The sequence below is a fragment of the Rahnella sp. PAMC25617 genome, assembly GCF_050606005.1.
GTDB classification, from domain to species: domain Bacteria; phylum Pseudomonadota; class Gammaproteobacteria; order Enterobacterales; family Enterobacteriaceae; genus Rahnella; species Rahnella variigena.
Window position 1 is genome coordinate 369,264 of sequence record NZ_JBOCUM010000006.1, and the last position, 25,947, is coordinate 395,210.

General features: G+C 53.5%; 20 protein-coding genes. 8 read left to right on the plus strand and 12 right to left on the minus strand.

Annotated elements, in window-relative coordinates:
• The first annotated feature begins 3 nt into the window (after positions 1-3).
• The 5 genes from purB (at position 4) to ACM615_RS07710 (ending at position 5,927) form a co-directional block, all read left to right on the plus strand.
• Positions 4-1,374, plus strand: a complete 1,371-nt coding sequence (gene purB, locus ACM615_RS07690) for an adenylosuccinate lyase (protein ID WP_431011734.1) — start codon at positions 4-6, stop codon at positions 1,372-1,374.
• A gap of 206 nt (positions 1,375-1,580) precedes the next feature.
• Positions 1,581-2,255 (plus strand): two-component system response regulator PhoP, encoded by a 675-nt coding sequence (gene phoP / locus ACM615_RS07695; RefSeq protein WP_095921366.1) that lies wholly within the window; start codon positions 1,581-1,583, stop codon positions 2,253-2,255.
• A gap of 31 nt (positions 2,256-2,286) precedes the next feature.
• Positions 2,287-3,741 (plus strand): two-component system sensor histidine kinase PhoQ, encoded by a 1,455-nt coding sequence (phoQ, locus tag ACM615_RS07700; RefSeq protein ID WP_120160656.1) that lies wholly within the window; start codon positions 2,287-2,289, stop codon positions 3,739-3,741.
• 159 nt (positions 3,742-3,900) lie between these two features.
• Entirely contained in the window at positions 3,901-5,022 is a 1,122-nt protein-coding gene (locus ACM615_RS07705; protein ID WP_129638501.1) for a cupin domain-containing protein, read from the plus strand.
• A gap of 191 nt (positions 5,023-5,213) precedes the next feature.
• Positions 5,214-5,927, plus strand: coding sequence for a hypothetical protein (locus ACM615_RS07710; RefSeq protein WP_129638500.1), 714 nt, complete (start codon positions 5,214-5,216; stop codon positions 5,925-5,927).
• A gap of 238 nt (positions 5,928-6,165) precedes the next feature.
• On the opposite strand, the gene pepT is transcribed toward ACM615_RS07710, so the two are convergent.
• The 5 genes from pepT to lolC all read right to left on the minus strand — a co-directional run bounded on the left by pepT (position 6,166) and on the right by lolC (position 11,592).
• Positions 6,166-7,395, minus strand: coding sequence for a peptidase T (pepT, locus tag ACM615_RS07715; protein ID WP_431011735.1), 1,230 nt, complete (start codon positions 7,393-7,395; stop codon positions 6,166-6,168).
• 153 nt (positions 7,396-7,548) lie between these two features.
• Complete coding sequence (cobB, locus tag ACM615_RS07720; protein WP_129638498.1) at positions 7,549-8,379, minus strand: Sir2 family NAD+-dependent deacetylase; 831 nt, start codon at positions 8,377-8,379, stop codon at positions 7,549-7,551.
• A gap of 63 nt (positions 8,380-8,442) precedes the next feature.
• Entirely contained in the window at positions 8,443-9,693 is a 1,251-nt protein-coding gene (gene lolE / locus ACM615_RS07725; protein WP_112291102.1) for a lipoprotein-releasing ABC transporter permease subunit LolE, read from the minus strand.
• Positions 9,693-10,397, minus strand: a complete 705-nt coding sequence (gene lolD / locus ACM615_RS07730) for a lipoprotein-releasing ABC transporter ATP-binding protein LolD (RefSeq protein ID WP_112291103.1) — start codon at positions 10,395-10,397, stop codon at positions 9,693-9,695. The genes lolE and lolD overlap by 1 nt, the downstream gene beginning before the upstream one ends.
• Complete coding sequence (lolC, locus tag ACM615_RS07735) at positions 10,390-11,592, minus strand: lipoprotein-releasing ABC transporter permease subunit LolC (protein ID WP_112291105.1); 1,203 nt, start codon at positions 11,590-11,592, stop codon at positions 10,390-10,392. The genes lolD and lolC overlap by 8 nt, the downstream gene beginning before the upstream one ends.
• Before the next feature lie 238 nt (positions 11,593-11,830).
• Between lolC and mfd the strand changes: the two genes are divergently transcribed.
• Entirely contained in the window at positions 11,831-15,274 is a 3,444-nt protein-coding gene (gene mfd / locus ACM615_RS07740) for a transcription-repair coupling factor (protein WP_431011736.1), read from the plus strand.
• A gap of 77 nt (positions 15,275-15,351) precedes the next feature.
• Here mfd and ACM615_RS07745 read toward each other — a convergent pair whose 3' ends face one another.
• The 3 genes from ACM615_RS07745 to ACM615_RS07755 are packed head-to-tail and all read right to left on the minus strand — an operon-like array spanning position 15,352 to position 19,927.
• Positions 15,352-16,593 (minus strand): cytochrome c, encoded by a 1,242-nt coding sequence (locus ACM615_RS07745; protein ID WP_431011737.1) that lies wholly within the window; start codon positions 16,591-16,593, stop codon positions 15,352-15,354.
• Positions 16,593-17,141, minus strand: coding sequence for a (2Fe-2S)-binding protein (locus ACM615_RS07750; RefSeq protein WP_112291108.1), 549 nt, complete (start codon positions 17,139-17,141; stop codon positions 16,593-16,595). Before ACM615_RS07750 ends, ACM615_RS07745 begins: the two co-directional genes overlap by 1 nt.
• Positions 17,138-19,927, minus strand: coding sequence for a xanthine dehydrogenase family protein molybdopterin-binding subunit (locus ACM615_RS07755; protein WP_129638494.1), 2,790 nt, complete (start codon positions 19,925-19,927; stop codon positions 17,138-17,140). The genes ACM615_RS07750 and ACM615_RS07755 overlap by 4 nt, the downstream gene beginning before the upstream one ends.
• 209 nt (positions 19,928-20,136) lie before the next feature.
• Here ACM615_RS07755 and ACM615_RS07760 point away from each other — a divergent pair, with 209 nt between their 5' ends.
• Positions 20,137-20,751, plus strand: coding sequence for a nucleotidyltransferase family protein (locus ACM615_RS07760; RefSeq protein ID WP_129638493.1), 615 nt, complete (start codon positions 20,137-20,139; stop codon positions 20,749-20,751).
• Positions 20,738-21,721 carry an XdhC family protein gene (locus tag ACM615_RS07765; RefSeq protein ID WP_431011738.1) on the plus strand — a complete coding sequence of 328 codons (984 nt, stop codon included), beginning with the start codon at positions 20,738-20,740 and terminating at the stop codon, positions 21,719-21,721. The genes ACM615_RS07760 and ACM615_RS07765 overlap by 14 nt, the downstream gene beginning before the upstream one ends.
• Positions 21,722-21,793: 72 nt before the next feature.
• Here the strand turns inward: ACM615_RS07765 and ACM615_RS07770 are convergent, their stop codons facing one another.
• The 4 genes from ACM615_RS07770 to nagZ form a co-directional block, all read right to left on the minus strand.
• Positions 21,794-22,330: a glycine zipper 2TM domain-containing protein gene (locus tag ACM615_RS07770; RefSeq protein ID WP_120160641.1), complete on the minus strand. Its 537-nt coding sequence runs from the start codon at positions 22,328-22,330 to the stop codon at positions 21,794-21,796.
• Between the two features lie 355 nt (positions 22,331-22,685).
• A complete protein-coding gene (locus ACM615_RS07775; RefSeq protein ID WP_129638491.1) occupies positions 22,686-23,990 on the minus strand; it encodes an NAD(P)/FAD-dependent oxidoreductase in 1,305 nt (434 codons plus the stop codon).
• Positions 23,991-24,313: 323 nt separating this feature from the next.
• Positions 24,314-24,856: an alpha/beta hydrolase YcfP gene (ycfP, locus tag ACM615_RS07780; protein WP_112291118.1), complete on the minus strand. Its 543-nt coding sequence runs from the start codon at positions 24,854-24,856 to the stop codon at positions 24,314-24,316.
• A 52-nt stretch (positions 24,857-24,908) separates the two neighbouring features.
• The gene (nagZ, locus tag ACM615_RS07785) at positions 24,909-25,937 is read right to left on the minus strand and encodes a beta-N-acetylhexosaminidase (RefSeq protein WP_431011879.1); all 1,029 of its coding nucleotides are present in this window, start codon (positions 25,935-25,937) and stop codon (positions 24,909-24,911) included.
• Between the last annotated feature and the right edge of the window lie 10 nt (positions 25,938-25,947).

The window sequence follows — 25,947 nt, forward strand, 5'->3', positions numbered from 1 at the left end:
CCGATGGAATTATCCTCACTGACCGCCGTTTCCCCCGTTGATGGACGCTACGGTGATAAAGTCAGCGCGCTGCGTACTATTTTCAGCGAATTTGGCCTGCTGAAATTCCGTGTGCAGGTTGAAGTACGTTGGCTGCAAAAACTGGCAGCCTGTGCAGAAATCAAGGAAGTTCCTGCTTTTGATGCCGACGCAAACGCTTTCCTCGACCAGATTGTGGCCAATTTTGATGTTAATGACGCTCAGCGCATTAAAGATATCGAAAAAACCACCAACCATGACGTCAAAGCGGTTGAGTACTTCCTGAAAGAAAAAGTGGCAGCCATCCCTGCCCTGCACGCCGTCTCTGAATTCATTCACTTCGCCTGCACCTCCGAAGACATCAATAACCTGTCCCACGCGCTGATGCTGCAAACCGCACGTCAGGATGTTGTACTGCCTTACTGGAAGCAGATTATTGATGCAGTGAAAGGTCTGGCGCACAAGTACCGTGATATACCGCTGCTGTCCCGTACTCACGGTCAGCCAGCGACGCCATCCACTATCGGTAAAGAGCTGGCTAACGTCGCTTACCGTATGGATCGCCAGCTTAAGCAGCTGCAAAACGTCGAAATCCTCGGCAAAATCAACGGCGCAGTAGGCAACTACAACGCTCACATCGTGGCGTACCCTGAAGTGAACTGGCACCAGTTCAGTGAAGAATTCGTGACGTCTCTGGGCGTGACCTGGAACCCGTACACCACGCAGATCGAGCCGCATGACTACATCGCCGAACTGTTTGACTGTGTGGCGCGTTTCAACACTATCCTGATCGACTTTGACCGCGACATCTGGGGTTACATTGCCCTGAACCACTTCAAACAGCGCACTATCGCGGGCGAGATCGGTTCATCCACCATGCCGCACAAAGTCAACCCGATCGACTTCGAGAACTCCGAAGGCAACCTGGGTCTGTCCAACGCCGTATTGCAACATCTTGCCAGCAAACTGCCAGTTTCCCGCTGGCAGCGTGACCTGACCGACTCCACCGTGCTGCGTAACCTCGGCGTGGGTCTGGGCTATGCGCTGATCGCGTATCAGGCCACCATGAAAGGCGTCAGCAAGCTGGAAGTCAACGAAGCCAATCTGGCGAACGAACTGGATCACAACTGGGAAGTGCTGGCTGAACCAATCCAGACCGTGATGCGCCGTTACGGTATCGAAAAGCCTTACGAGAAGCTGAAAGAGCTGACCCGCGGCAAGCGTGTTGATGCGGCGGGTATGCAGGCGTTTATCGATTCTCTGGAATTACCGGAAGAAGAGAAAGTCCGCCTGAAAGCCATGACTCCGGGCAATTACATCGGTCGCGCCACCACCATGGTTGACGAACTGAAGTAAGTTTTTAGGGTGTAGATCATGAGGCGGCCTGCGGGTCGCCTTTTTTATGCGCTTTCTGCCAAAAGCCGTTTATAATTCGTTTAGGTTCTGTTGAGGTTTAAGCACATGTGCGTTGACCTCAGGTTGATTAAAATGTTTCTGAATCAATTACAATTGCACTCAGAATATGTAAACCCTTTTGCGTGCTGTCAGGATAAGGAATCACCATGCGAATTTTAGTCATTGAAGATAATGCACTGCTCCGTCATCACCTTTCAGTTCAGTTGCGGGAAATGGGCCATCAGGTGGATGCGGCGGAAGATGCCAAAGAAGCCGACTATTTTTTGCATGAACATGCGCCGGACATAGCGATTGTCGATCTGGGTTTGCCGGGCGAAGACGGGTTGAGCCTGATCCGCCGCTGGCGCAGCCATCAGACCAATCTGCCCATTCTGGTGCTGACCGCCCGTGAAAGCTGGCAAGATAAAGTCGCCGTGCTGGAAGCCGGTGCCGACGATTACGTTACGAAGCCTTTCCATCTGGAAGAAGTGCTGGCGCGTATGCAGGCACTGATGCGCCGTAACAGCGGCCTCGCCTCTCAGGTCATTACACTTCAACCTTTCCAGATTGATTTGTCCCGCCGCGAGCTGACCGTCAACGAACAGCCGATTAAACTGACCGCGTTCGAATATACGATTATCGAGACGCTCATCCGCAACGCCGGAAAAGTCGTCAGCAAAGATTCCCTGATGCTTCAGCTTTATCCCGATGCCGAACTGCGCGAAAGCCACACCGTGGATGTGCTGATGGGACGGTTGCGTAAAAAATTACAGGCTGAACATCCGGTTGATGTGATCACGACCGTTCGCGGTCAGGGTTATCGTTTCGACATCCGCCCGTAAGGGTATGTTCCTCACCACGAAAGGACGCGCCATGAAAGGACGCACCAGGAAACCCTTCTCCCTTCGCGTCCGTTTTATGATGGCGACCGCGGCGGTCGTTCTCGCCCTGTCGCTGGCCTACGGGCTGGTGGCAGTCGTCGGATATATGGTGAGTTTCGATAAAACCGCCTACCGTTTGCTGCGCGGCGAAAGTAATCTCTTTTTCAGCCTGGCTCAGTGGCGCGACAACAAGCTGAGCATCAACGTTCCCCCTGATCTCGACCTCAACACGCCAACGCTGGTGTTTATTTACGACGCCAACGGAAAACTGCTGTGGGCTGAGCGCCGCATTCCCGAGCTGGAAGCGCATATCGATAAAGCGTGGATGAATAAACCGGGCTTCTACGAGCTGGATACCGACACGCAAATCAGCAGCGAAGTGCTGGGCAATAACCCGAAAGCGCAGGATAAGCTGAAGGATTACGACGAAACCGACGCCAACGCGATGACCCATTCCATTGCGGTCAACACCTATAACGCGACGGCGCGCCTGCCGACACTTAACATTGTTGTGGTGGATACCATACCGCAGGAATTGCAACGTTCAGATCTGGTGTGGGAATGGTTCAGTTATGTGCTGCTGGCAAACCTACTGTTAGTCGTACCGCTGTTATGGCTGGCGGCATACTGGAGTCTGCGCCCAATCAAAGAGGTCATCCATCAGGTCGCCCAGCTGGAATCTCATGAACGGGAATTACTGGATGAAAACCCGCCCCGTGAGCTGCGCGGGCTGGTGCGTAACCTGAATATTTTGCTGCACGGCGAACGTGGCCGCTATGATCGTTATCGCACCACGCTGGCGGATCTGACACACAGCCTGAAAACCCCGCTGGCGGTTTTGCAATCCACCCTGCGCGCTCTGCGTAATGGCAAGCAGATGACCATCGAAGAAGCGGAACCCGTGATGCTTGAGCAAATCAGCCGCATTTCACAGCAAATTGGTTACTACCTGCATCGCGCCACATTACGCTCTGAACAGAACCTGTTGATCCGCGAAGTGCATTCCGTGCCGGCGATCCTCGACGGATTGTGCTCAGCGCTGAACAAAGTTTATCAGCGTAAAGGCGTGGTGATCACCGTCGATATTTCGCCGGAAATCACCTTTGTCGGAGAGAAAAATGACTTCATGGAAGTCATGGGCAACGTGATTGATAACGCCTGCAAGTACTGTCTGGAATTTGTCGAAATCAGCGCTGTACATACCGAGCATGAACTGGTGATTTTGATTGAAGATGATGGCCCGGGTATTCCCGAGAGCAAGCGTGAGGTGATTTTCCAGCGCGGTCAGCGTGCGGATACATTGCGCCCGGGACAAGGTCTGGGACTTTCACTGGCCAACGACATTATCGAACAATATGACGGCAAAATTATCATCAGCGACAGCCCGCTCGGCGGCGCGAGTATGCGTGTCTGTTTCGGCCTGCAACAAGGCATCGAACTGGAGTAACGTTTACCCGACCATTTTGCCAGCACATTTCGGCGTAATCTTAACCATCATGCGAAATTTGCTGGCAATTGCCCAACTCAGCCGCAACACCTTCCGTTATAATCATTTACAGACAGCCCTCTTCTTTATCCACCCTCCTTTTAATGCAAGGGAAATACTATGGATTACCAACTCGACCTAGACTGGAATGATTTCCTGCAGCGTTACTGGCAAAAACGTCCTGTCGTGCTAAAACGCGGCTTTAAAAATTTTGTGGATCCTATCTCGCCTGACGAACTGGCAGGACTGGCGATGGAAAATGAGGTGGACAGCCGTCTGGTGAGCAATCACGACGGTAAATGGAATGTCAGCCACGGGCCGTTTGAAAGTTACGATCATCTGGGCGAAACCGGCTGGTCGGTGCTGGTTCAGGCGGTCGATCACTGGCACGAACCATCTTCACATCTGATGACCCCGTTCCGCCATATCCCTGACTGGCGCATGGATGACCTGATGATTTCCTTCTCGGTTCCGGGCGGCGGCGTGGGTCCGCATCTGGATCAGTACGACGTCTTTATTATTCAGGGCACCGGCCGTCGTCGCTGGCGTGTGGGCGAAAAAGTCGCCATGAAACAGCATTGCCCGCATCCGGATTTGCTGCAGGTCGAGCCGTTCGACGCGATTATTGATGAAGAACTGGAGCCGGGCGATATCGTTTACATTCCACCAGGTTTTCCGCATGACGGCTATTCGCTGGAAAACTCACTGAATTATTCTGTCGGTTTCCGTGCGCCAAATGCCCGTGAAATGGTCAGTGGCTTTGCGGATTACGTGCTTTCCCGCGAACTCGGCAGTCACCGTTACAGTGATCCGGAACTGGTTGAACGTGAACATCCTGCCGAAGTACAACCGGCTGAGCTGGATAAACTGCGCGGCATGATGCTGGATCTGATCAGTAATCCGGCGCATTTCAACAGCTGGTTTGGTGAATTTATTTCTCAGTCGCGTCATGAGCTGGATCTGGCACCGCCGGAACCGCCTTATCAGGCAGGTGAAATTTATGAGTTGCTGGAATCCGGTGAAACGCTGGAACGACTTGGCGGTCTGCGCGTGCTGCGTGTGGGCGATACCTGTTACGTCAACGGTGAAGCGATGACCACGGAACATATCGGCGCAGTGGATGCCATTGCCCGTCACAAAACCGTGACCAAAGAAATGCTGGGTGATGCGCTGGACGATCCTTCATTCCTTGCGCTGCTGTCTGCGCTGGTGAACAGCGGTTACTGGTACTTTAACGACTGATATTAAGAACTATTTAATCTAATTATTAATACAGGATGCTCCGGCATTCTGTATTAATTAAAAAACTTAATATTTTAGTTATTAATCTCTGACACGCAACCAATAATTAATTGATATTAGTCAACAGCCTTTTTTAATCTTATAATTGCGGATTACATTTCATTACTAAACCCAGTTATTAAAGGCCAGATATGTTTTTGACACAGTTGTTCAAGAAAAAAAATGAGTTAACTAAAGCTCATACTTTTTCCCGTCATCCCCTCCAAAAACCTGAAGCAAAAAAAACCGATCTTTACATAAGCCGGAATATCTCATCTGAAATAACCTGTAGATTATACAATACAATTAATCAGAATATAGACCGGGATATCCGCAGGTTTGGCAAATCCGTCATGAATCCGAGTATGCTCGCCGATCTCTCCCGAATGAATTATTTTATTGATAACAAAAAAATATCCGTTCCGGGAAATGAGATTCAATCTAAAATTAACTTTTCCGCTCAGATCATTGAATCCAAAAATCAATGGATTCAGGAGCATATCGGTTCGCTTTCTTCTTTCCTGCATCAGGGCATTTTTCCTGATTTTTTTGGCGCTGTGGATAACTGGAAGGCCAGTGATGGCAGTAAGTTGGAAATCGCTATGGTTTCTCTGGACAGAAATAAGACCAACACCAGCTTTTATATTTCCAGCACCGGTATGATTAAGTTAATTAGTCAGGCGAATATTTCAAATATTATACTCAGAAATAACGATATTATCATGGTGGATAAAGAACGTAGTCAGTTTAACTTACAGCTCTCGTTCCGGGCAGTAGCCATGCCAGACAAATGTTTGATCACTACGCAGGGTAATGGCGCAGATGGCTGCCGGATGACGCTGCACGGAATGGAGCTTTTAAAATAACAAACACAATGCTGTCGGGCTTTCGCGGCCCGACGGGGCTATCGAAGCCGCAACAGGCGTTTCAAAGGATTAAGGTTCAGAGATTTGGCATGCACACTTATTTTCACGAATACGAAATCAAGATATATTTAGGCAGGATATCTTAATAACCAAAGTGAAGGGGTAACGCGCTGATATTAGAGGTTAATCTAACCAGCCTTGTATTGTTACACTTTATAACTCAAAGGCTGACCAGGTTTTATTTAGATCTTTCCGCCGTCAGTTCCGCAATACGCATAATTACGGAGACCGCTTTTTCCATTCCTTCCAGCGTCACAAATTCGTGTTTACCGTGGAAGTTATAGCCGCCGGTGAAAATATTCGGGCAGGGTAAACCACGGAACGAAAGTTGTGCGCCATCAGTACCGCCGCGGATAGGCTTCATGATGGGCTCGATGTCGCAATCTTTCATCGCCTCCTGCGCCAGCGCAATTATGTGCGGGTGCTGTGCCACTTTGTCGCGCATGTTGTAGTAGTGATCGTCCAGCGTCACTTCGATATAGCAATCGCGATGCAACCCTTTGCCGACCAGATGCGCGACATCAATAATTTTCTGCTTACGGGCTTCGAACTGGGTTTTGTCGAAATCACGAATGATGTAATGCATTTCCGCGCGCTCAACGTTGCCCTTGATGGTCGTCAGGTGATAGAAACCTTCATAACCTTCTGTGTGCTCAGGGGTTTCATCCGCAGGCAGTTCGTTGTGAAAACGCGTCGCCAGTGACAGCGCATTCACCATCACCCCTTTGGCACTGCCCGGATGCACGTTATTACCGACAATTTTAATTGTGGCCGATGCAGCGTTGAAGTTCTCAAACTCCAGCTCCCCCACTCCGCCACCGTCGACGGTGTAGGCCCACTGCGCGCCGAATGCAGGAATATCAAAACTCTGCGCGCCTTTGCCGATTTCTTCGTCTGGCGTGAAGGCGATACGCACCGGCCCGTGCGGAATATTACTGTCCTTCAGCCGCACCATCGCGGTAATAATTTCTGCGATACCGGATTTATCATCAGACCCGAGCAAGGTTTTGCCGTCGGTGGTAATGATCGTGTGGCCGAGAAGCTGATGTAACACGGGGAACATTACCGGTGATAAAATTTCGTCGCCATTTCCCAGTGCAATATCGCCGCCGCGATAATTTTCCACAATTTGCGGATTAACGTGTTTGGCCGTGAAATCAGGCGCGGTATCCAGATGGGAAATAAAACCAATCACCGGTACCTTCCAGGCCACGTTTCCCGGCAAGGTTGCCATCACGCAGCCTTTATCGCTGAGAGTGACATCTGAAAATCCCAGTTCTGTCAGTTCATTACGCAGGGCTTGCGCCAGCTTGAGCTGCCCGTCGGTGCTGGGCGTATGTCTGATATTGGGTTTAGATTGGGTATCGAAAGAAACATAATGAAGAAAACGATCAAGCAACTTATTCATTTGGGTATCCTCTGGCGGCTGGCTTTTATTATGCGCAGCATGAAAACCGTGAATATTGCGTCAGGTCAGTTTTCGCCAAGTTTAACGAGATATGTCTGCGGGACAGGCGCAATTTTTCGCTTTACGGTCATTAAGTCGAAAAAAAAGCCCGGTCTACGACCAGGCTTCATCTTTCTTCGTCAGAAATTTATGCACAAATTCCGGCACGACCTGACTCGCCAGACCGTAATGCTTCATATCAAACTCGCTTTCTACCTGGCTGGGCTCAAGATTCAGTTCAACCGCACAGGCACCGCCAATACGCGCCTCATGAACAAATCCGGCAGCCGGATAAACATGGCCTGACGTGCCAATCGCCACGAAGAAGTCAGCTTTCGCCAGTGCATCGTAAATCTCGTCCATGCCAAATGGCATTTCACCGAACCAGACAATGTGCGGACGCAGCGGCGCCGGGAACTGGCAGCAATGACAGCGGTCGTCGACACTCAGATCGCCCGGCCACTCCAGCACTTGTCCGGACTGCGTGCAGCGTACTTTCAGCAATTCACCGTGCATATGAATCACACGAGAACTCCCGGCGCGCTCGTGCAGATTGTCGATGTTCTGCGTCACCAGCAGGAAGTTATCGCCGAGCGCTTCTTCCAGCGTGGCCAGCGCATAATGCGCGGCATTCGGTTTGAGATCGTCGGCCTGCAACTGGCGGCGGCGTTCGTTGTAAAAACGCTGCACCAGTTCCGGGTCGCGGCGATAACCTTCCGGCGTCGCCACATCCTCAACACGGTGTTCTTCCCACAAACCGTCCGCAGCGCGGAAGGTACGGATACCGGATTCAGCTGAAATCCCGGCACCGGTCAGCACCACCACAAACGGCTTTTTCAGTGAAGCCGCAGCCATCGAATCACGGTGGAAAATATTCGACCGGAACCGCTGATGGCGAATGCGCTTGTTTTTGCGAAACCGACACAGACGATGACGTGTGCGCATGAAGTGCTCCTTACTCTCTCTGTGTCTGATTAAAACTGCATCAACACTGCATTAATAAAAACATTACTGACCGCCGCTGAGTACGCGGGCAGGATCAATACGGCTTGCACGACGCGCCGGATACCAGCTCGCCAGCAGGCTCAGGATCAGGGCGGTGACCAGCACGCCCGCAACATCCAGCCAGTGAACTTCAGATGGCAGGAAGTCGATGAAATAAATATCGCCCGACAGGAACTGATGCCCGGTGAGTTTTTGCAAAAAGTTGACGATGTTGGTCAGCTGGAAAGCCGCAATCACGCCAATCACCACACCCGCCACGCTGCCTACCAGCCCTGCCAGTAAACCGTACCAGATGAAGACCGCGCGGATAAGCCCGTCTTTTGCGCCCAGTGTGCGCAAAATCGCAATATCGCTGCTTTTATCTTTCACTGCCATCACCAGCGTAGACACAATGTTGAAACAGGCTACGCCGATCACCAGCACCATCGCCATATACATGATGGCGCGGACCATCTGGATATCGCGGTACATATAGCCGTATGTGCCGATCCAACTACTAATGTAGACGTAAGCCTGCGTCACTTCACCCGCATCATGGACTAATTTTTGCGCCGCAAAGACATCATTCACTTTGATATCAATGCCGGTCACGCTGCTGCCCATATCCTGATATTGCTGCGCATCGGCCAGCGGCACCATGCCCAGACTGTGGTCAAGCTGTCCGCTGAGCTGCAAAATCCCGGCGACCTGCAAACGGATGCGTTTTGGCTGCAACAGTTTCATTTCCGGGTCACTGTTAGGGATCATCACCGTCACCCAGTCGCCCTGCTTCACGCCCACCGCATCGGCAACGCCTTTACCGAGGATCAGCTGTTGCTGACCGGCTTTAAAGTTCTGCCATGCATTGTTTTGTACAAATTTCGGCGCGGCACTGACACGCGGTTCGCTCTGCGGATCCACACCTTTAAGCTGGATAGCGCGCAGTTTGGCACCGTGCTCGATCAGGCCATTGAACTGGATATACGGCGCGGCGGCCACAATGCCCGGCACTTTTTCCACACGATCCAGAACCCCCTGCCAGTTGTTAAACGGCTGGTTCACCGGACGGATTTCGCCATGGGGAACCACCGCCAGCACTCGCTCTTTCAGCTCACGCTCGAAGCCGTTCATGGCGCTCAGGCCGACGATCAGTACCGCCACACCCAGCGCAATACCTAACGTTGAAATCACCGAAATCAGCGACACCATACCGCTGCGGCGGCGCCCACGACTAAAGCGCAGGCCAATCAATAATGAAAAAGGAATGCCAGACATCACTTCGCTCCCAGCAACATCGATTCCTGCTGCAGCTTGCCGTCACGCATTTCCAGCTGACGCGTCAGACGATTGGCCAGTTGCAGGTCATGAGTCACCACCAGAAACGCGGTGCCCTGACGCACATTCAGTTCGCCGAGCAGTTCAAAAATGCTGTCTGCGTTGCGCTGGTCGAGGTTACCGGTCGGTTCATCGGCCAGCACCAGCGAAGGGTTATTCACCAGCGCACGGGCAATCGCCACACGCTGACGTTCACCGCCGGAAAGCTCGGAAGGACGGTGATTGCTGCGGTGTTGCAGCCCAACCGCCTCAAGCATCGCCAGCGCGCGCTCCTGCACTTCGGCAGATTTCTTTTTGCCGATCAGCAGCGGCATCGCCACGTTTTCCAGCGCGGTGAAATCAGGCAACAAATGGTGGAACTGATAAATAAAGCCCAGTTCGCGGTTTCGCAGTTCAGATTTGGCAGAAGATGACATGCTGTTCAGCGACTGACCTTTGAAAATCACTTCGCCGGACGTCGGTGAATCCAGGCCGCCCAGCAGATGCAGCAAGGTACTTTTACCGGAACCGGACGTCCCGACGATCGCCATCATCTCACCCGGTTGCATGGCGAAGCTCACGTCACGCAGCACGTCGGTATGCATCTTGCCTTCCTGATAAGTCTTACAGAGGTTTTCACACTGCAATAATAAAGAATTACTCATAACGTAAAGCCTCTGCGGGATGGGTGGCAGCAGCGCGCCAGGAAGGATAAAGCGTAGATAATAGGGCGATTGCCATGGCGACCAGCGCAATGACAACGACCTGAACCGGTTCGATATCGACCGGCAGCGACGCGCCATCAAGCATCAGCCCGATAGCCGGCATAATGGTATTCAGCTGGGTAGCCAGCACCACGCCGAGCACAGCACCGAGCAACGCGCCGATCACACCGGCACTGGCGCCCTGCACCATAAACAGCGCCATAATCTGGCGGCGGCTTAACCCCTGCGTTTGCAAAATTGCCACTTCGGCTTGTTTCTCCATCACCAGTAAGCCCAGTGACGTAATAATGTTAAACGCGGCGACGGCGACGATCAGACTCAGCAGCAGCCCCATCATATTTTTTTCCATACGCACCGCCTGGAACAACTCACCGCGACGTTCGCGCCAGTCTTTCCAGCTGGCTCCGTCCGGCAGCTTTTGCGTACTCAGGCTGTCGACGTCCAGCGGTTTATCGAGGAACAGACGCCAGCCGGTCACGTTGCCTTTCGGATACAGCATCAGACGTGAGGCGTCCTGAATGTTCACCAGCATCTGGTAACCATCCACTTCACTGTTGGCAGAGAACGTGCCGATCACATTAAACAGACGCTGGCTTGGCACACGACCGACCGGCGTAAACTGGCTGACGCTGGTGACCATCAGACGCAGCTGATCACCGCGACGCACTTTGAGTTGCTGCGCCAGCTGATCGCCCAGAATGATGTTGTACTGACCGGGTTGAAGTTCCTGCTGCGCAACCCCAATTAGGTATTTCGCTAGCGGATCATGCTGAGTGGGATCGACACCGAGCATCACGCCCACGGCAACGCTGCCGGGACTTTGCAGCACGACATCACCGGTGGTGAGCGGCACGGCGCGGTTAACACTTTTCAGCGCTGACACCTGATCATGGGTGATTTTCTGTGGATCAAGCGATCCGGCCGGTGTGGTGATTAACGCCTGAGGCATCAGACCCAGAATGTTACCTTCCAGATCTTTCTCAAAACCGTTCATCACAGACAATACGGTTACCAGCGCCATCACCCCAAGGGTGATACCAATGGTGGATAACCAGGAGACAAACCGCCCGAAGCGGTCCGAAGCACGCCCGCGCATGTAGCGCAGACCTATAAATAACGCGACAGGTTGATACATAACATCCGTTTTAAGTGCTTGGCCGCAAATAAGTGCGTGGCGCAGACTAAAGTGATCAAGGATAATAAAGGCTAGCACCGCTTTATGGAACCACTAACCCAAAGTAATCGGTTTAACTTTGTGACTCTGTTGACGCTTTTATACCGTCAACGGGTTGACCCCGATGACACCAGCGAAGCAAGATACGGTCTGCAAATTGGCCTCCGACAGCCGCCAAAACGAGAACTCAAAACAGCCTATGTCTCAAGATTATCGTTATTCGTTGCCTGAACGTCCGGGCGACACCCGCCTGTTAGGCCAGCTTACGGGCTCCGCCTGCGCGCTGGAATGCGCCCAAATCAGTGAACGCCATACCGGTCCCGTGCTGCTGATCGCACCTGATATGCAGAATGCCCTGCGCCTGCGCGATGAAATCCAGCAGTTTACTGAAAACAAAGTCCTGAGCATTTCCGACTGGGAAACCCTGCCTTACGACAGTTTTTCTCCGCATCAGGAAATCATTTCTTCGCGCCTTTCCAGTTTGTATCAGCTTCCGACTATGGAACGCGGCATCATCATTCTGCCGGTGAATACGCTGATGCAGCGCGTCTGCCCGCACGAGTTCCTGCACGGTCACGCGCTGGTGATGAAAAAAGGCCAGCAACTTTCCCGCGATAAGCTGCGTGCGCAGCTGGAACAAGCCGGTTACCGCAGCGTCGATCAGGTGATGGAACACGGTGAGTTTGCCACCCGTGGCGCCCTGCTCGATTTGTATCCGATGGGCAGCGAAGAACCTTACCGCATTGATTTCTTTGATGATGAAATCGACAGTCTGCGTATCTTTGACGTGGATACCCAGCGCACGCTGACCGAAGTCGATCACATCAATCTGCTGCCCGCACATGAATTCCCGACCGACAAAAATGCCATCGAACTGTTCCGCAGCCAGTGGCGCGAGAAGTTCGAAGTGCGTCGCGACGCTGAGCATGTGTATCAGCAGGTCAGCAAAGGCACCTTCCCGGCCGGTATCGAATACTGGCAGCCGCTGTTTTTCAGCCAGCCGCTGACCACGCTGTTCAGCTATCTGCCAGAAAATACCCTGCTGCTGAACACCGGCGACCTCGAAGCCGCCGCCGAACGTTTCTGGCAGGATGCCTGCCAGCGTTACGAAAGCCGCCGCGTCGATCCGATGCGTCCGCTGCTGGAACCGGAAAATCTGTGGTTGCGCGTTGATTCGTTATTTGCCGAACTCAAAGAGTGGCCGCGCGTGCAATTGCGCACCGATTCGCTGCCGAAGAAAGCCGCGAACACTAACCTGAGCTACGAAAAGCTGCCTGATTTATCCGTTCAGCCGCAGAATAAAACGCCGATGGATAACCTGCGTCGCTTCAATGAATCCTTCGCGGGCAGTCTGGTCTTCTCAGTAGAAAGTGAAGGCCGCCGCGAAACGTTGCAGGATTTGCTGGCACGCATCAAGCTGATGCCGACGCTGATTACCCGCATCGAAGAAGCCGATACTGCCGGTCGTTACATCATGATTGGCGCATGTGAACGCGGTTTTCTGGATGCGGATAAACAGCTGGCGCTGATCTGTGAAAGCGACCTGCTTGGTGAACGCGTGGCGCGTCGCCGTCAGGACAGCCGCCGGTCGATTAATACCGATACGCTGATCCGCAACCTCGCCGAACTGCGCCCCGGTCAGCCGGTGGTGCATGTCGAGCACGGCGTCGGTCGTTATCTCGGGCTGACCACGCTGGAAACCGGCGGTATTACTGCCGAATACCTGATCCTGACTTACGCCGGTGAAGACAAACTCTATGTGCCGGTGTCATCCCTGCATCTGATCAGCCGCTATGCCGGTGGTGCCGACGAAAGCGCGCCGCTGCATAAACTGGGTGGTGAAGCCTGGTCGAAAGCACGGCAGAAAGCCGCAGAGAAAGTACGCGACGTTGCCGCCGAACTGCTCGATATCTATGCCCAGCGCGAAGCCAAAAGTGGTTTCGCCTTTAAGCATGACAAAGAACAGTATCAGCTGTTCTGTCAGGCTTTCCCGTTTGAAACCACGCCGGATCAGGCTCAGGCAATTAATGCTGTACTGACCGATATGACGCAACCGCTGGCGATGGATCGTCTGGTCTGTGGCGACGTGGGTTTCGGGAAAACCGAAGTGGCGATGCGCGCAGCTTTCCTTGCCGTTTCCAACAACAAACAGGTGGCCGTTCTGGTGCCGACCACGCTGCTGGCACAGCAGCACTTTGATAACTTCCGCGACCGTTTTGCCAGCTGGCCGGTGCGCATCGAAATGATGTCGCGTTTCCGCAGCGCCAAAGAGCAAAACGTGGTGCTGGAAGATGCCGTCGAAGGCAAAGTCGATATTATTATCGGCACGCACAAACTACTGCAAAGCGACCTGCGCTGGAAAGATCTCGGTCTGCTGATTGTCGATGAAGAACACCGTTTCGGTGTGCGCCATAAAGAACGAATCAAAGCCATGCGTGCCGATGTGGATATCCTGACCCTGACCGCAACGCCTATCCCGCGTACGCTGAATATGGCGATGAGCGGTATGCGCGATCTGTCGATTATTGCCACACCGCCCGCGCGTCGTATGGCGGTCAAAACCTTTGTGCGCGAGTACGACAGTCTGGTGGTGCGTGAGGCGATACTGCGTGAAATTCTGCGCGGCGGGCAGGTTTATTATCTTTACAACGACGTTGAGAATATCGAAAAAGCCTCGCAGCGTCTGGCCGAACTGGTGCCGGAAGCGCGTATTGCTATCGGTCACGGGCAGATGCGTGAACGCGACCTCGAGCGCGTGATGAATGATTTCCATCATCAGCGTTTTAACGTGCTGGTGTGTACCACCATCATCGAAACGGGTATCGATATTCCGACGGCGAATACCATCATTATCGAACGCGCCGATCACTTTGGTCTGGCGCAGTTACACCAGTTGCGTGGCCGCGTCGGGCGTTCACATCATCAGGCCTATGCCTATCTGCTGACGCCGCCGCCGAAAGCCATGTCTGTTGATGCGCATAAACGTCTGGAAGCCATCGCCTCGCTGGAAGACCTGGGTGCCGGTTTCGCGCTGGCGACGCATGACCTGGAAATTCGTGGTGCAGGTGAGCTGCTCGGTGAAGGCCAGAGCGGTCAGATGACCAGCATCGGTTTCTCGCTGTATATGGAATTGCTGGAAAACGCCGTCGAAGCGCTGAAGGAAGGCCGCGAGCCGTCGCTGGAGGATTTAACCACCAGCCAGACGGAAGTCGAAATGCGCATGCCTGCGCTGCTGCCGGAAGATTTCATTCCTGACGTCAATACCCGCCTGTCATTGTACAAACGCATTGCCAGCGCGAAGACCGAAGGTGAACTGGACGAGTTGCGCGTGGAGCTGATCGACCGCTTCGGCACGCTGCCGGACGCCGCGCGCAATCTGTTGCAGATTGCCGTGCTGCGCCTGAAGGCTAAAGAGCTGGGCATCCGACGTATCGAAGGCAACGAGCGCGGTGGCTTTATCGAATTCGGTGATAAGAACCGTGTCGATCCGGGCTTCCTGATCGGTCTGCTGCAAAAACAACCGCAGGTGTATCGTCTCGACGGCCCGACTAAACTGAAGTTTATGTTGGATCTGACTGACCGCCCAAAACGCCTGAAATTTGTCGGTGACATGCTGAGTGAGTTTACAGAACATCTGATCTGAGTCTGACGAAGCAAAAAGAAAAGCCCGGTGAACTCATCATTCACCGGGCTTTTTTACAGGCTCATCAGGCTGATTAATCAGTGTTTGCGCAACGCTTTCACCTGGTCCGCCGAAATATTCCCCGGCAGGCCGCCGAAGGTCACGCGCAGATAATTCACCATCTCAGCAATTTGCGCATCGTTCAGACGGTCCGCAAAACCAGGCATCGACTGCATGCTTTCACCGTTCGGGAAATCCTGCGCTGGTAAACCATCAAGCACGGAAACGATCAGGTTACGACCATCCGGCTGGCGCAAGGTGGCATTGTTTTGCATCGCCACCGCGACGTGCGGTTTGCCGGAGCCATCGGCCATATGGCAACCGGAACACTGATCCAGATAAGTGATACGTCCGGCGTCATTACCGCCCTGTCCGGTACTGACCGGCACCGCCGCCGGTGGTTTATCGCCCAGCAGGTACGTGACGATCGCACGGTGATCGGCGTCGGTCAGATGACGGGTGCTGAGGTCGACAACCTTATGCATCTCGTCAAAGGCAGATCCCTGAGGCGCAATGCCGGTCGCGAGGAAACGGCTCAGATCCGCCGGATTCCAGCCACGTTGCGCCAGCGACTCCGGGGTGATCGCTGGTGCGGTAATGCGTCCGAGCGTACCGCCTCTCAGGTTACTGTCGGTATCCATCTGCCCCAGTTTGCCGCGAGGTGTATGACATTCGCCGCAATGACCAAGCACATCTGTCAGGTACTGACCGCGCTGCCAGTCGGCAGAATTCCCCTCAGAACTGGCTGGCATCGGATCGCTGGTACGGAATAACAGGTTCCAGCCGATCATCGCCATACGCTGGTTGAACGGGAATGGCATTTCGTTTTCCGGCACCGGCTGATCCACCGCCGGACGCGTCATCAGAAACGCATACATATCGTCAGAGTCTTTGCGGGTGACACCTTTATATGAAGTGTAAGGCATCGCCGGATACAGATGACGTCCGCCCGGCGCCACGCCTTTGGTCAGCGCCAGATAGAAATCGTCTGACGTCCAGCGGCCAATGCCGTCGTCCGCAGAAGGCGTCAGATTGCTGCCAAAGATTTTGCCAAACGGCGTTTCCAGCGGATAGCCACCCGCCAGCGGCGCACCGCCGGAAGCGGTATGACATGCCGCGCAGTCAGACGCCTGCACCAGATAACGACCGCGTTCAATCTGCGCCGTATCCGCAGTGACTTTCTGCACCGGCGCATCCAGCGTGCGGTTTTCCCGCCACCAGAGCACGGCTATCACGATAATGATCACTACCAGCAGCGCGAGGAAAAGACGTTTTTTCATCACGCATGCTCCCGGATCAGGCCTGGGGTTTTCATCACTACATCGCGTACCGCTTCGTAATACCGTACGTAGCCGGTACAGCGGCAGATGTGATTTTCCAGCGCGCCGTTAATCGCCGCTTCGAGATCAGCCAGCGGGATCGGGTGCTTTTCCAGACGCTCAAGCAGCAGCGTCGCCGCATTCACAAAACCCGGCGTGCAGTAACCGCACTGGAAACTGTAATGTTCCAGAAACGCCTGCTGAACCGGAGAAAGGTGGACTTCGCCTTTGTCATCGGTTTTCGCGTGCCCTTCGACGGTACGCACTTTTTTGCCGTTGAAGAAATGTGCGCCGGTGATACAGGTCCGCACTTCTTCACTGGTGCCACTTTCATGGTCGACGATCGCCACGCAGGCGTGACAAATCCCCTGACCGCAGCCCAGACGGCAACCGGTCAGCGCCACATACTCGTGCAGGAAATCAATCATCATCAGGCCTTCAGGAACCTCCAGCGGGCCGTATTGTTGATTGTTGATGGTCAGCGTCATTGGCTGGGTTTTGATGCTCATTGTAAAACCTCACGAATATTTTCAGCACGAACAGGCAAATCACGGAAACGGTGGCCGGTGGCATCGGCAATGGCGTTCACCAGCGCAGCGACGACCGGGATCATCACCACTTCAGCCATGCCTTTCGGCGGATCGGTTTCCGACAGCGCAGGCAGGATATCGCTGGTCTGTTTCCAGACCGCCACATCGCTGGCGCGCGGCAAATGGTAACGGTTGAAGTTCCACGTTCCGTTGCCCGGCCCGTCTTCGTACAGCGGTAAATACTCGTGTAATGCGTGACCGATACCCATTGCCAGCCCGCCCTGCAGCTGACCGGAAACCAGCTCAGGTACGATCAGATTGCCGCACTCCATAATGGAATGGTGCGTCAGGAGTTCGACCTTGCCGGTGGCAATGTCGACTGCGATTTCGGCCAGCGTACCGACCGCGCTGTAATAGGTCACAGAAGCGTTGTTACGTTGTGTTGGCGGGTAATACACCGCGTCACGCGCCAGGGTCTGGAATTGATCCGCACCGTGACGCACTGACATGCCATCCACCGGAATGCGCTGACGCACATTATTGAGGGTGAAATCGGCTTCTGCCCATTGCCAGCGGTTGAATACGTGAACCGCTGCGCCGGTCATGCCTTTCATTTCGTACACTTTTTTCGCCAGCATTTCGAGGCTGAGAATTTGCATTCCGTTGGCGGTCAGACCGCCTTCCACCCAGCGGGCATCTTCTTTGCGCACGACATAAGGCGCAGCCTGTCCGCCACCAATGCCGGTTTGCCAGATAGCCATCGCCGCTGGCCAGATGCCGTTGTCGAAGATCAGGCGTGCCGCTTCGCGGGTGCTGTGAGAGAAGTAATAGGCCGAGTTACTGGCGCTGGATGGCGAGCAGTAAGAAGGCGACCAGCGCGGATTAGTTTGCAGCTTGTCCTGCTCTTCCTGCGACATAATGTACGGATCGCCGCTGGTTTCCACCGGCAATACCGACCAGTCTGTCACCGAGAAATGCGCCTGTTCAGCCGGTTTCCCCAGCCATTCAGCGCACAGAACGGACTGCGACGTCGACATCCCCGTGCCCATTTCCGCGCCGCTGTGCCACAGGCTGATTTCGCCTTTTTCACTGAGTTCCACACGGGCGAAAGAGGTTTCCGCGCCGGTGCCGAAATCTTTCTGCACGCAACCAAAACCGACGCCATAGCGTTTACCCGGATTCTGACTTTCGTATTCGGCTTTACGCTTTTTACGCTCTGTCCATAACGGATGAACAGCGGCTTTTTCCAGCACTTCATCAGTACGAATAGCGCCCGCCGGAATGGCGCCCTGAGTGTTTTTCATGCCCGATTTCAGAACGTTGCGCATACGGAACGCAATCGGATCCAGCTTCAGTTCAGCGGCCAGCTCATCCATCATCATTTCAGTGGCGGCCATACTTTGCAGCGTACCGTAGCCGCGTGCGGAACCCGCATCGAGCGCGCGCGAGGCCAGACCGACGGCAGATAAATCACTTTTCGGGAAGTAGTAAATCGACTGTGCCGCTGTTGCGCCAACCATCACCACCGACGGCGTGAAGTTGCTGCGCCCGCCGCCGTCTGCGGTCATTGCCGCATGGAATGACTGCAACATGCCGGTTTCACGGTTCACGGCAATGTCGTAATTCATATCAAACGCATGCCGTTTGAGCGCTGACTGGAACTGTTCAAAGCGGTCGTTAGCCAGACGCACCGGCGTGCCGTCACCGTACATCGCCGCAACGGCACCGTAATACGGGAAGTTGTAGTGATCTTTCGAGCCGTATCCTACGGTGTAGCACGGATGCATAATCAGCGTTTTCACCGTGCGGTGTGATTTCGCCATCATGCGCGGCATCTCATCCGCCACTTCCTGCGGCGACTGCGTTGGCACCACCATATGCAGCGTTTGTGTCGCAGCGTCATACCAGCCGTTGGCGTTGTCCGGCTCAAGCGCGGAAGTATCAACGGATTGCGTGGTAAAACGGCGCGACATCACCAGCCAGTCCTGCGGAGGCGATTTCAGTTCATCAGCCATTTCACCCGCGTAGAACATGCCCTGCTCGTCCAGCTTGCCGCCCTCGCGCCCTTCCGGCCAGACCGGCAGGTGTTTGCGCATACCCACCGGAAAGACCGGCATATCTTTCAGGCTGGAGAATTTATCATCTTCATAGGCGGTTTCACCCCCGACGCGCACAAAGCGGAACGTGCCCCACGGATCGCGCTCCAGCGGCCCGGTTTTCTCGCCGTAGCGCACCACACCGTCTTTGAATTTCAATGCATTTTTGGCGAAACGGAATTTGGCAAAATCCTGATAAACCAGGATCGCCACGGCTTGTCCCAGATAGGCAGGCGTTTTGCCTTCCGGCAGCAGCATGTCTTCGCCGTAAAAGGCCGGGAATGCCAGCCCGTCGCGCGCCAGCACCTCGGCCGTTACCAGCTGGTCGGGCTGAAGATCGTCGCCAAGCAGTGAGAGATCCAGTCCGGTGTAGATTTTATCGGCTTCAGTTACGCGCAGGATAAAGGCGTGCGCCTGCTTCTGGGGCCAGTGCGGCATGTCTTTGGCGCGGATATCGCGGGCAAAGACTTTCTGCCCCATAACTTTCGCTTTGCCATCGATACGGAAACGGACGCGTTTGTTTTGTGCATCCCACTGGGGTGATTGCAGAATTTTTTCTTCGAACAGTGCGGCATAAGCCCGACTGTGCAACGGCGCGAGATAAACGGAGACGCCAGCGATCACCGCGCCTTTCACAAAGCGCCGCCTGGACGGATTGAAATTGCTCATAAATTCCTTTGATTCTTTTATGTCTTTTTATTGTTCAGCACTTTCTAATATTCTGAAAATCCTGTTTTTCGCGGGCGATTATAGGTACGCAAAACCTTATAAGCTATGATGAGAAACACATTTTTAATATCTTGTTCACAAATGAGCGCAAAAAAGTGCGATAATTCGTTTCTGTTGCGCAAACAATAACCAGAAGGGATAGAAGCGAAATGGCCGGAATTATTTTGCTCGCAGCAGGGTCAGGAAAGCGGTTTTCTGCCGCCGGTGGCGAGGGAAACAAGCTCAATGCCGTTCTGAGTCAAACAGCAGAAAATCCTGTCACGGTATTTGAAACCACGCTGAATCAGTTAACCGGCAGCGGTTTATCAGTCCATGTGGTCACCCGTCCGGAAAATGTGCAGGTTCAGGCCAGTTGCGCACGTAAAGCCGTGCCTTTCACCCTCGTCAGCAGTGCCGGAACCGGTGAATCCATTGCTGCCGGCGTACGCGATACGCCGGAATGGGACGGCTGGCTGATTCATCTGGCGGATATGCCCTTTGTTCCCGCAGAGGTTTTCACCGCGGTTGCTAAAAGCCTGCAACAGGCGCAGGTGGTACGGCCATACTGGCAAAATGAGCCGGGCCATCCGGTCGGTTTTTCCCGGCCGTTGCGTGAGGGACTTTTGCAGTTGCGCGGCGATCATGGCGCGCGGGTTCTTTTGCGCGGACGCGAAGTTTTACGACTGAATTTTAACAATCCGGCAGTGATCGCAGATATCGATCTGCCGGAGCAACTCCCCAAATCTTCGCTTTTTCAGAACGGACAACCGTATGCAGCATCTTGATAATCAGGTTATTTCTCAGGCGATGGAATGGCTGGCGCACCAGCCGGTCTGGCTTTGTACGGTGCTGAACACTTACGGTTCTTCCCCGCGTGCGCCCGGCGCATTGATGGTGGCAACAGCCGGGGGGCATTTTTGCGGTTCGCTTTCCGGTGGCTGTGTCGAAGAGGATTTCCTGCAACGCATAGCGAGAGGCGAATATCAGCAAGCCAGCCAGATTGTGCGCTACGGAGAAGGCGGTCTGACGCCAAATATTGCCCTGCCGTGCGGTGGTTCGCTGGATGTGTTGATCGAGTATTTGCCGTCATCGCAAAGTAATGTGGATTATCTGCAAAGAATGGGCATGGCGCTGGCGGGACATTACGCCCTGACCAAGTCACTTACCCTGCCCGAAGCCTGCGATCATCTGGAACTGACGAATTATCATAATGCGACTCAGGTGATGCGCAATGATGATTGCATCACCCTGCATCTGGCCGCCCCGCCGCGTCTGCTGATTGCCGGATTGTCGAGTGTCGCGCTTTACTGCGCGGATTTTGCCTGCGCGCTGGGATTTGAAGTGGTGGTATGTGAGTGCCGCGAGGACGTGCTGGAAAACTTTCTGCCGTCGCTGAAGGCGGATATTCGTCTGGAAAAACAGTTTCCTGCTAAATATCTCGAGCAAAAAAGCTGTCATGCGAATACCGCCATTGTTGCGCTGACCCATGACCCGAGAATGGATGATCTGACCCTGATGGAAGCGGTGAATACCCCGGCATTTTATATCGGTGCGATGGGATCGCAGCGCAACAGCGCACGTCGCCGTGAGCGTCTGCAAACCATCGCTGATTTCACAGCAGATGATTTTTCCCGTCTGCACGCGCCGGTAGGCTTGCCAATTGGCAGCAAAACTCCCGCCGAAATCGCGCTGGCCGTCATGGCCGATATCGTTAAACATAAAAATGGAGTGAAGCAGTTCAGCACGACGGACTGAATGAACGGTTGATTCCATAAAAAAAGCCTGAGGTTTACGCCTCAGGCTTTTTTGTACAGACTAACCGGTTGATTACGAACGGGTAAGCTGCAACTGACCGCTTTTATCCAGCGGGATCTGAGTGCCCGGATCGTGGTCCATACGAACCTTCCCTTGCTGATCGCCTATTTTATAGGTCACATCATAACCGAGCGTTTTATCTTCTTTGTCATACACGGTTTTACAGCGCTGCTGCTGAGTCGTGTAAGTATCGTTATCCTGCATGCTGCTTTGTACGCGGTTACCTGCATAACCGCCACCCAGCGCACCAGCTACCGTCGCGACGTCGCGTCCGCGGCCACCACCAAACTGGTGACCCAGAACACCCCCCGCCACCGCACCCAGTACGGAACCGGTGATCTGATGCTCATCCTGCACAGGGCGGCGATGAGTGACAGTGACGTTACGACATTCCTGACGCGGAGTTTTCGTGGTCTCTTTGATTGGCGTCGCGCTGACAACCTGCGCATATTGCGGGCCAGACGAAAAGACGTTCATGCTCGCAACGCCAGCAATGCCCAACGCCGCAGCCACACCAATTCCGACCCCAGCTAACATTGACTTGTTCACAGGACTTCCTCCGAAAATGTTACCACGCAATTCGCCCTTTCAATGGCGCTCCTCAGCGGACAACAACACATCTGAGGTCCGGCGTGCGTGAAACGCCGTCTGTAAACTTATTGTCAATAGTGCATACCAAAACGTAAGCAAACAATAAGACGAAATCTGTAAGTGAGGAAAATGACCTGTCTGAGGGGCGTTTCGGAGGATTCTTAGCTGACAAAGTAATAGTGACGTGATCTTGTGCTGTGTGGGTATTTGTAACGTAATAAATATTGCATCAGAAATAAAAAAGCCTGTAATTAACAGGCTTTTAGGTACGAAACGATTCAGCTGACGTTCAAAAAAACGTCGCTGAACGGAATCAGTGCAGTTTAAGACGCGGGCGGATCACGCGGTTTATGCCACCGACCAGCATCATCAGACCGGTTTTAATGTAACCGTGCAGTGCAATCTGATGCATACGATACAGCGAAATATAAACCAGTCGCGCCAGACGCCCTTCGACCATCATAGAACCGCGCATCAGGTTACCCATCAGGCTGCCGACAGTACTGAAGCGTGAAAGGGAAACCAGTGAACCGTGGTCTTTATAAACGTAAGGTTTCAGGCTCTGCCCTTTGCGCTGCGCCATGATGTTTGCAAAGCAGCGGGAGGCCATCTGGTGTGCTGACTGAGCACGCGGTGGCACGAAACCGCCGGACGGCTGTGGACAGGACGCACAGTCACCAATCGCATAGATGTTCGGGTCGCGTGTGGTTTGCAACGTCGGTTCCACCACCAGCTGGTTAATACGGTTGGTTTCCAGACCGGCGATCTCTTTCATGAAATCAGGAGCTTTAATCCCCGCCGCCCAGACCATCAGATCGGCGTCAATGAATTCGCCGGACTTGGTGTTCAGGCCGTTTTTATCCGCGCTGGTAACCATGGTTTGCGTCAGAACGCGCACGCCCAGTTTGGTCAGCTCATTGTGTGCCGCCGCAGAAATACGCGGTGGCAACGCCGGCAGAATACGCTCACCTGCTTCCACCAGCGTGACGTTCAGCGCTTCGCTGTCCAGACCTTCAAAACCGTAGCTGTGCAGCTGTTTGACCGCATTGTGCAGCTCAGCAGACAGCTCAACGCCGGTCGCACCGCCACCGACAATCGCGATATTCACTTTCTTCTGCTTATCGGAACTGGCAGAGAACTTGAGGAACAGGTTCAGCATTTCGTTATGGAAACGGTGCGCCTGATGCGGGTTATCCAGGAAGATGCAGTTGTCTTTCACGCCCGGCGTACCGAAGTCGTTAGAGGTGCTGCCCAGCGCCATCACCAGAGTGTCGTACGCAATGTCGCGTACCGGCACCAGCATTTCGCCGTTCTCGTCGCAGATTTCAGCCAGTTTGATGGTCTGATTTTCGCGATCGATGTCAGTCAGTGAGCCAATCTGGAAGGTAAAGCCGTGATTGCGGGCATGAGCCAGATAGCTCAGCGCATCCACGCCGTCATCCAGGCTGCCGGTCGCTACTTCGTGCAACAGGGGTTTCCACAAATGACTATGGTTGCGATCGACCAGAATGATCTCCGCTTTTTTCTTGCGGCCAAGTTTATGGCCCAGGCTGGTTGCCAGTTCCAGACCGCCGGCGCCACCGCCGATAATCACAATTTTCTTCATTGGTGATGTCAAAATGACCCCCTCAAATGTGAACCAATTGTTATATAAGAGTAAAAATATTATCCTTATATTACATAGGGTTGCTTAAGTTAAATCGGTATCTGAGACGGAGGATATCACGCGTGGTGATTTGGTCATACCAAAATTGATATAGGTCAATTTAAATTCATTTGGCTAATTTGACTTAGGGACATGGCACGTATTTTGACGGATTTAAATCAGCAGGTTAGAGGAAAAACAGGCGGAAAAATGATTTCATCCCGCGGAATGAACCAAATAAAAAACCACTGCTTTCGGGCAGTGGTTTTTAAATATTGCAGAAATGAAATGTTAAATCAGGCGATGTTTTTGAACGCTTTGATCCGCTGAAGATGGGTCGAGATGTCCTTGAACTTATGGCTCTGATGTTCATCCCATTCAACCGGGTAATAGTGATGAAGTTTCTCAGCGGTTTGCTTGCTGTCGAGCACACCGTCTTCGCGGGATAAAATCACCAGACAACGGTCGCGGTTTTTCTCGCGAAAATCACTGATGCATTTCGTCGCGATGTCTTCGTACTCTTCGGGACGGTCGATTTTCCCGGTCATATTGTCCTGCGGGGATAAGTTCGGATTGAACATCACCTGGCGGATACCGCACAGGAAACCAATACGTTCAGCCCAGAACCCGCCGAGCCCGACACCGCAAATCAGCGGATTTTTGTCGGTGGTTTCATGCAGCACTTTATCGACTTCTTTCAGCAAATGTTGCATGTCGTGGCGCGGATGCAGCGTGCTGTAGCTGATGAAACGGACGTCGGGATCAATAAACTGTAGCTGCAACACTTTCTCGTGGTTACCGGGACTGGTTGAATCGAAGCCATGTAAATAGATAATCATCGTTTACCTCATCCTGAATGTGCGTTGAAACCCTTACGCGGACTGAAAAACGTTACCGGGCAGTTTCTTTATGTTCCTGCCAGCGGGCGTCGAGCGCGGTCAGTTCACGGTTTGCGTCTTTCCAGCGACTGGAATTTTGCAGGTCCTGACGGGCCTGTTTTCCACTGTACAGTCCGCGATGATACAACTGCGCAACACGTTCAGCTTTGACCGGAGACAGGTTATCCAGCACGCTCACTGCGCCCTGACGGTTGTTACAGGCCAGGATCATATCGCAACCGGCATCCAGAGAAGCCTGAGCACGTTCCGGAAAGCTGCCCATAATCGCGGCACCTTCCATCGAAATATCATCGGAGAAAATCACACCGTTGAAATTCAGTTCTTTGCGCAAAATTTCCTGTAGCCAGTAAGGTGAACCGCTGGCCGGACGCGGGTCAGCCTGGGTATAAATCACGTGGGCTGGCATGACGGCATCCAGCAATTTACGTTCATTAAGCTGGCGGAAGATTGCCATGTCGTGCCCGCGGATCACCTCCAGCGGGCGATCGTCACGCGGCGTTTCTTTATGAGAATCCGCACTGACCGCGCCATGTCCCGGGAAATGCTTACCGGTGGTTTTCATCCCCGCGGCATGCATGCCGAGAATAAACTGCTCTGCCATATCCAGCGCTTTCTGCGGTTCGGCGTGGAACGAACGCTCGCCAATGGCCGCGCTGATATGACCGATATCCAGAACCGGCGCAAAACTGATATCGATATCCATAGCAATCATTTCTGACGCCATCAGCCAGCCGCCTTCCTGTGCCAGGCGCTTCGCTTCATGCGGCGCATTCAGGGCCGCAAAAGACTGCGCGGCAGGCAGACGGGTAAAGCCTTCACGGAAACGCTGCACGCGTCCACCTTCCTGATCCACCGCCAGCACCAGCCGGTCGTGGGACGCGGCGCGGATCTGGCGGATCAGTTCATGCAACTGATCAACGTCATGATAATTTCGGGTGAATAAAATCAGTCCGCCCACCAGCGGATGCTGCAAAATTTCACGTTCTTCGGCATCCAGCTCAAAGCCAACGACATCCAGCATTACAGGTCCT

Coding starts and splice junctions, on each gene's coding strand:
- ACM615_RS07765 (WP_431011738.1), top strand. CDS start 20,738: ATGCAGCATCTTGATAATCAGGTTATTTCTCAGGCGATGGAATGGCTG.
- lolE (WP_112291102.1), bottom strand. CDS start 9,693: ATGTCTGGCATTCCTTTTTCATTATTGATTGGCCTGCGCTTTAGTCGT.
- ACM615_RS07760 (WP_129638493.1), top strand. CDS start 20,137: ATGGCCGGAATTATTTTGCTCGCAGCAGGGTCAGGAAAGCGGTTTTCT.
- pepT (WP_431011735.1), bottom strand. CDS start 7,395: ATGAATAAGTTGCTTGATCGTTTTCTTCATTATGTTTCTTTCGATACC.
- ACM615_RS07755 (WP_129638494.1), bottom strand. CDS start 19,927: ATGAGCAATTTCAATCCGTCCAGGCGGCGCTTTGTGAAAGGCGCGGTG.
- mfd (WP_431011736.1), top strand. CDS start 11,831: ATGTCTCAAGATTATCGTTATTCGTTGCCTGAACGTCCGGGCGACACC.
- cobB (WP_129638498.1), bottom strand. CDS start 8,379: ATGCGCACACGTCATCGTCTGTGTCGGTTTCGCAAAAACAAGCGCATT.
- ACM615_RS07705 (WP_129638501.1), top strand. CDS start 3,901: ATGGATTACCAACTCGACCTAGACTGGAATGATTTCCTGCAGCGTTAC.
- ACM615_RS07710 (WP_129638500.1), top strand. CDS start 5,214: ATGTTTTTGACACAGTTGTTCAAGAAAAAAAATGAGTTAACTAAAGCT.
- phoQ (WP_120160656.1), top strand. CDS start 2,287: ATGAAAGGACGCACCAGGAAACCCTTCTCCCTTCGCGTCCGTTTTATG.
- ACM615_RS07750 (WP_112291108.1), bottom strand. CDS start 17,141: ATGAGCATCAAAACCCAGCCAATGACGCTGACCATCAACAATCAACAA.
- nagZ (WP_431011879.1), bottom strand. CDS start 25,937: ATGCTGGATGTCGTTGGCTTTGAGCTGGATGCCGAAGAACGTGAAATT.
- phoP (WP_095921366.1), top strand. CDS start 1,581: ATGCGAATTTTAGTCATTGAAGATAATGCACTGCTCCGTCATCACCTT.
- ycfP (WP_112291118.1), bottom strand. CDS start 24,856: ATGATTATCTATTTACATGGCTTCGATTCAACCAGTCCCGGTAACCAC.
- lolD (WP_112291103.1), bottom strand. CDS start 10,397: ATGAGTAATTCTTTATTATTGCAGTGTGAAAACCTCTGTAAGACTTAT.
- purB (WP_431011734.1), top strand. CDS start 4: ATGGAATTATCCTCACTGACCGCCGTTTCCCCCGTTGATGGACGCTAC.
- lolC (WP_112291105.1), bottom strand. CDS start 11,592: ATGTATCAACCTGTCGCGTTATTTATAGGTCTGCGCTACATGCGCGGG.
- ACM615_RS07745 (WP_431011737.1), bottom strand. CDS start 16,593: ATGAAAAAACGTCTTTTCCTCGCGCTGCTGGTAGTGATCATTATCGTG.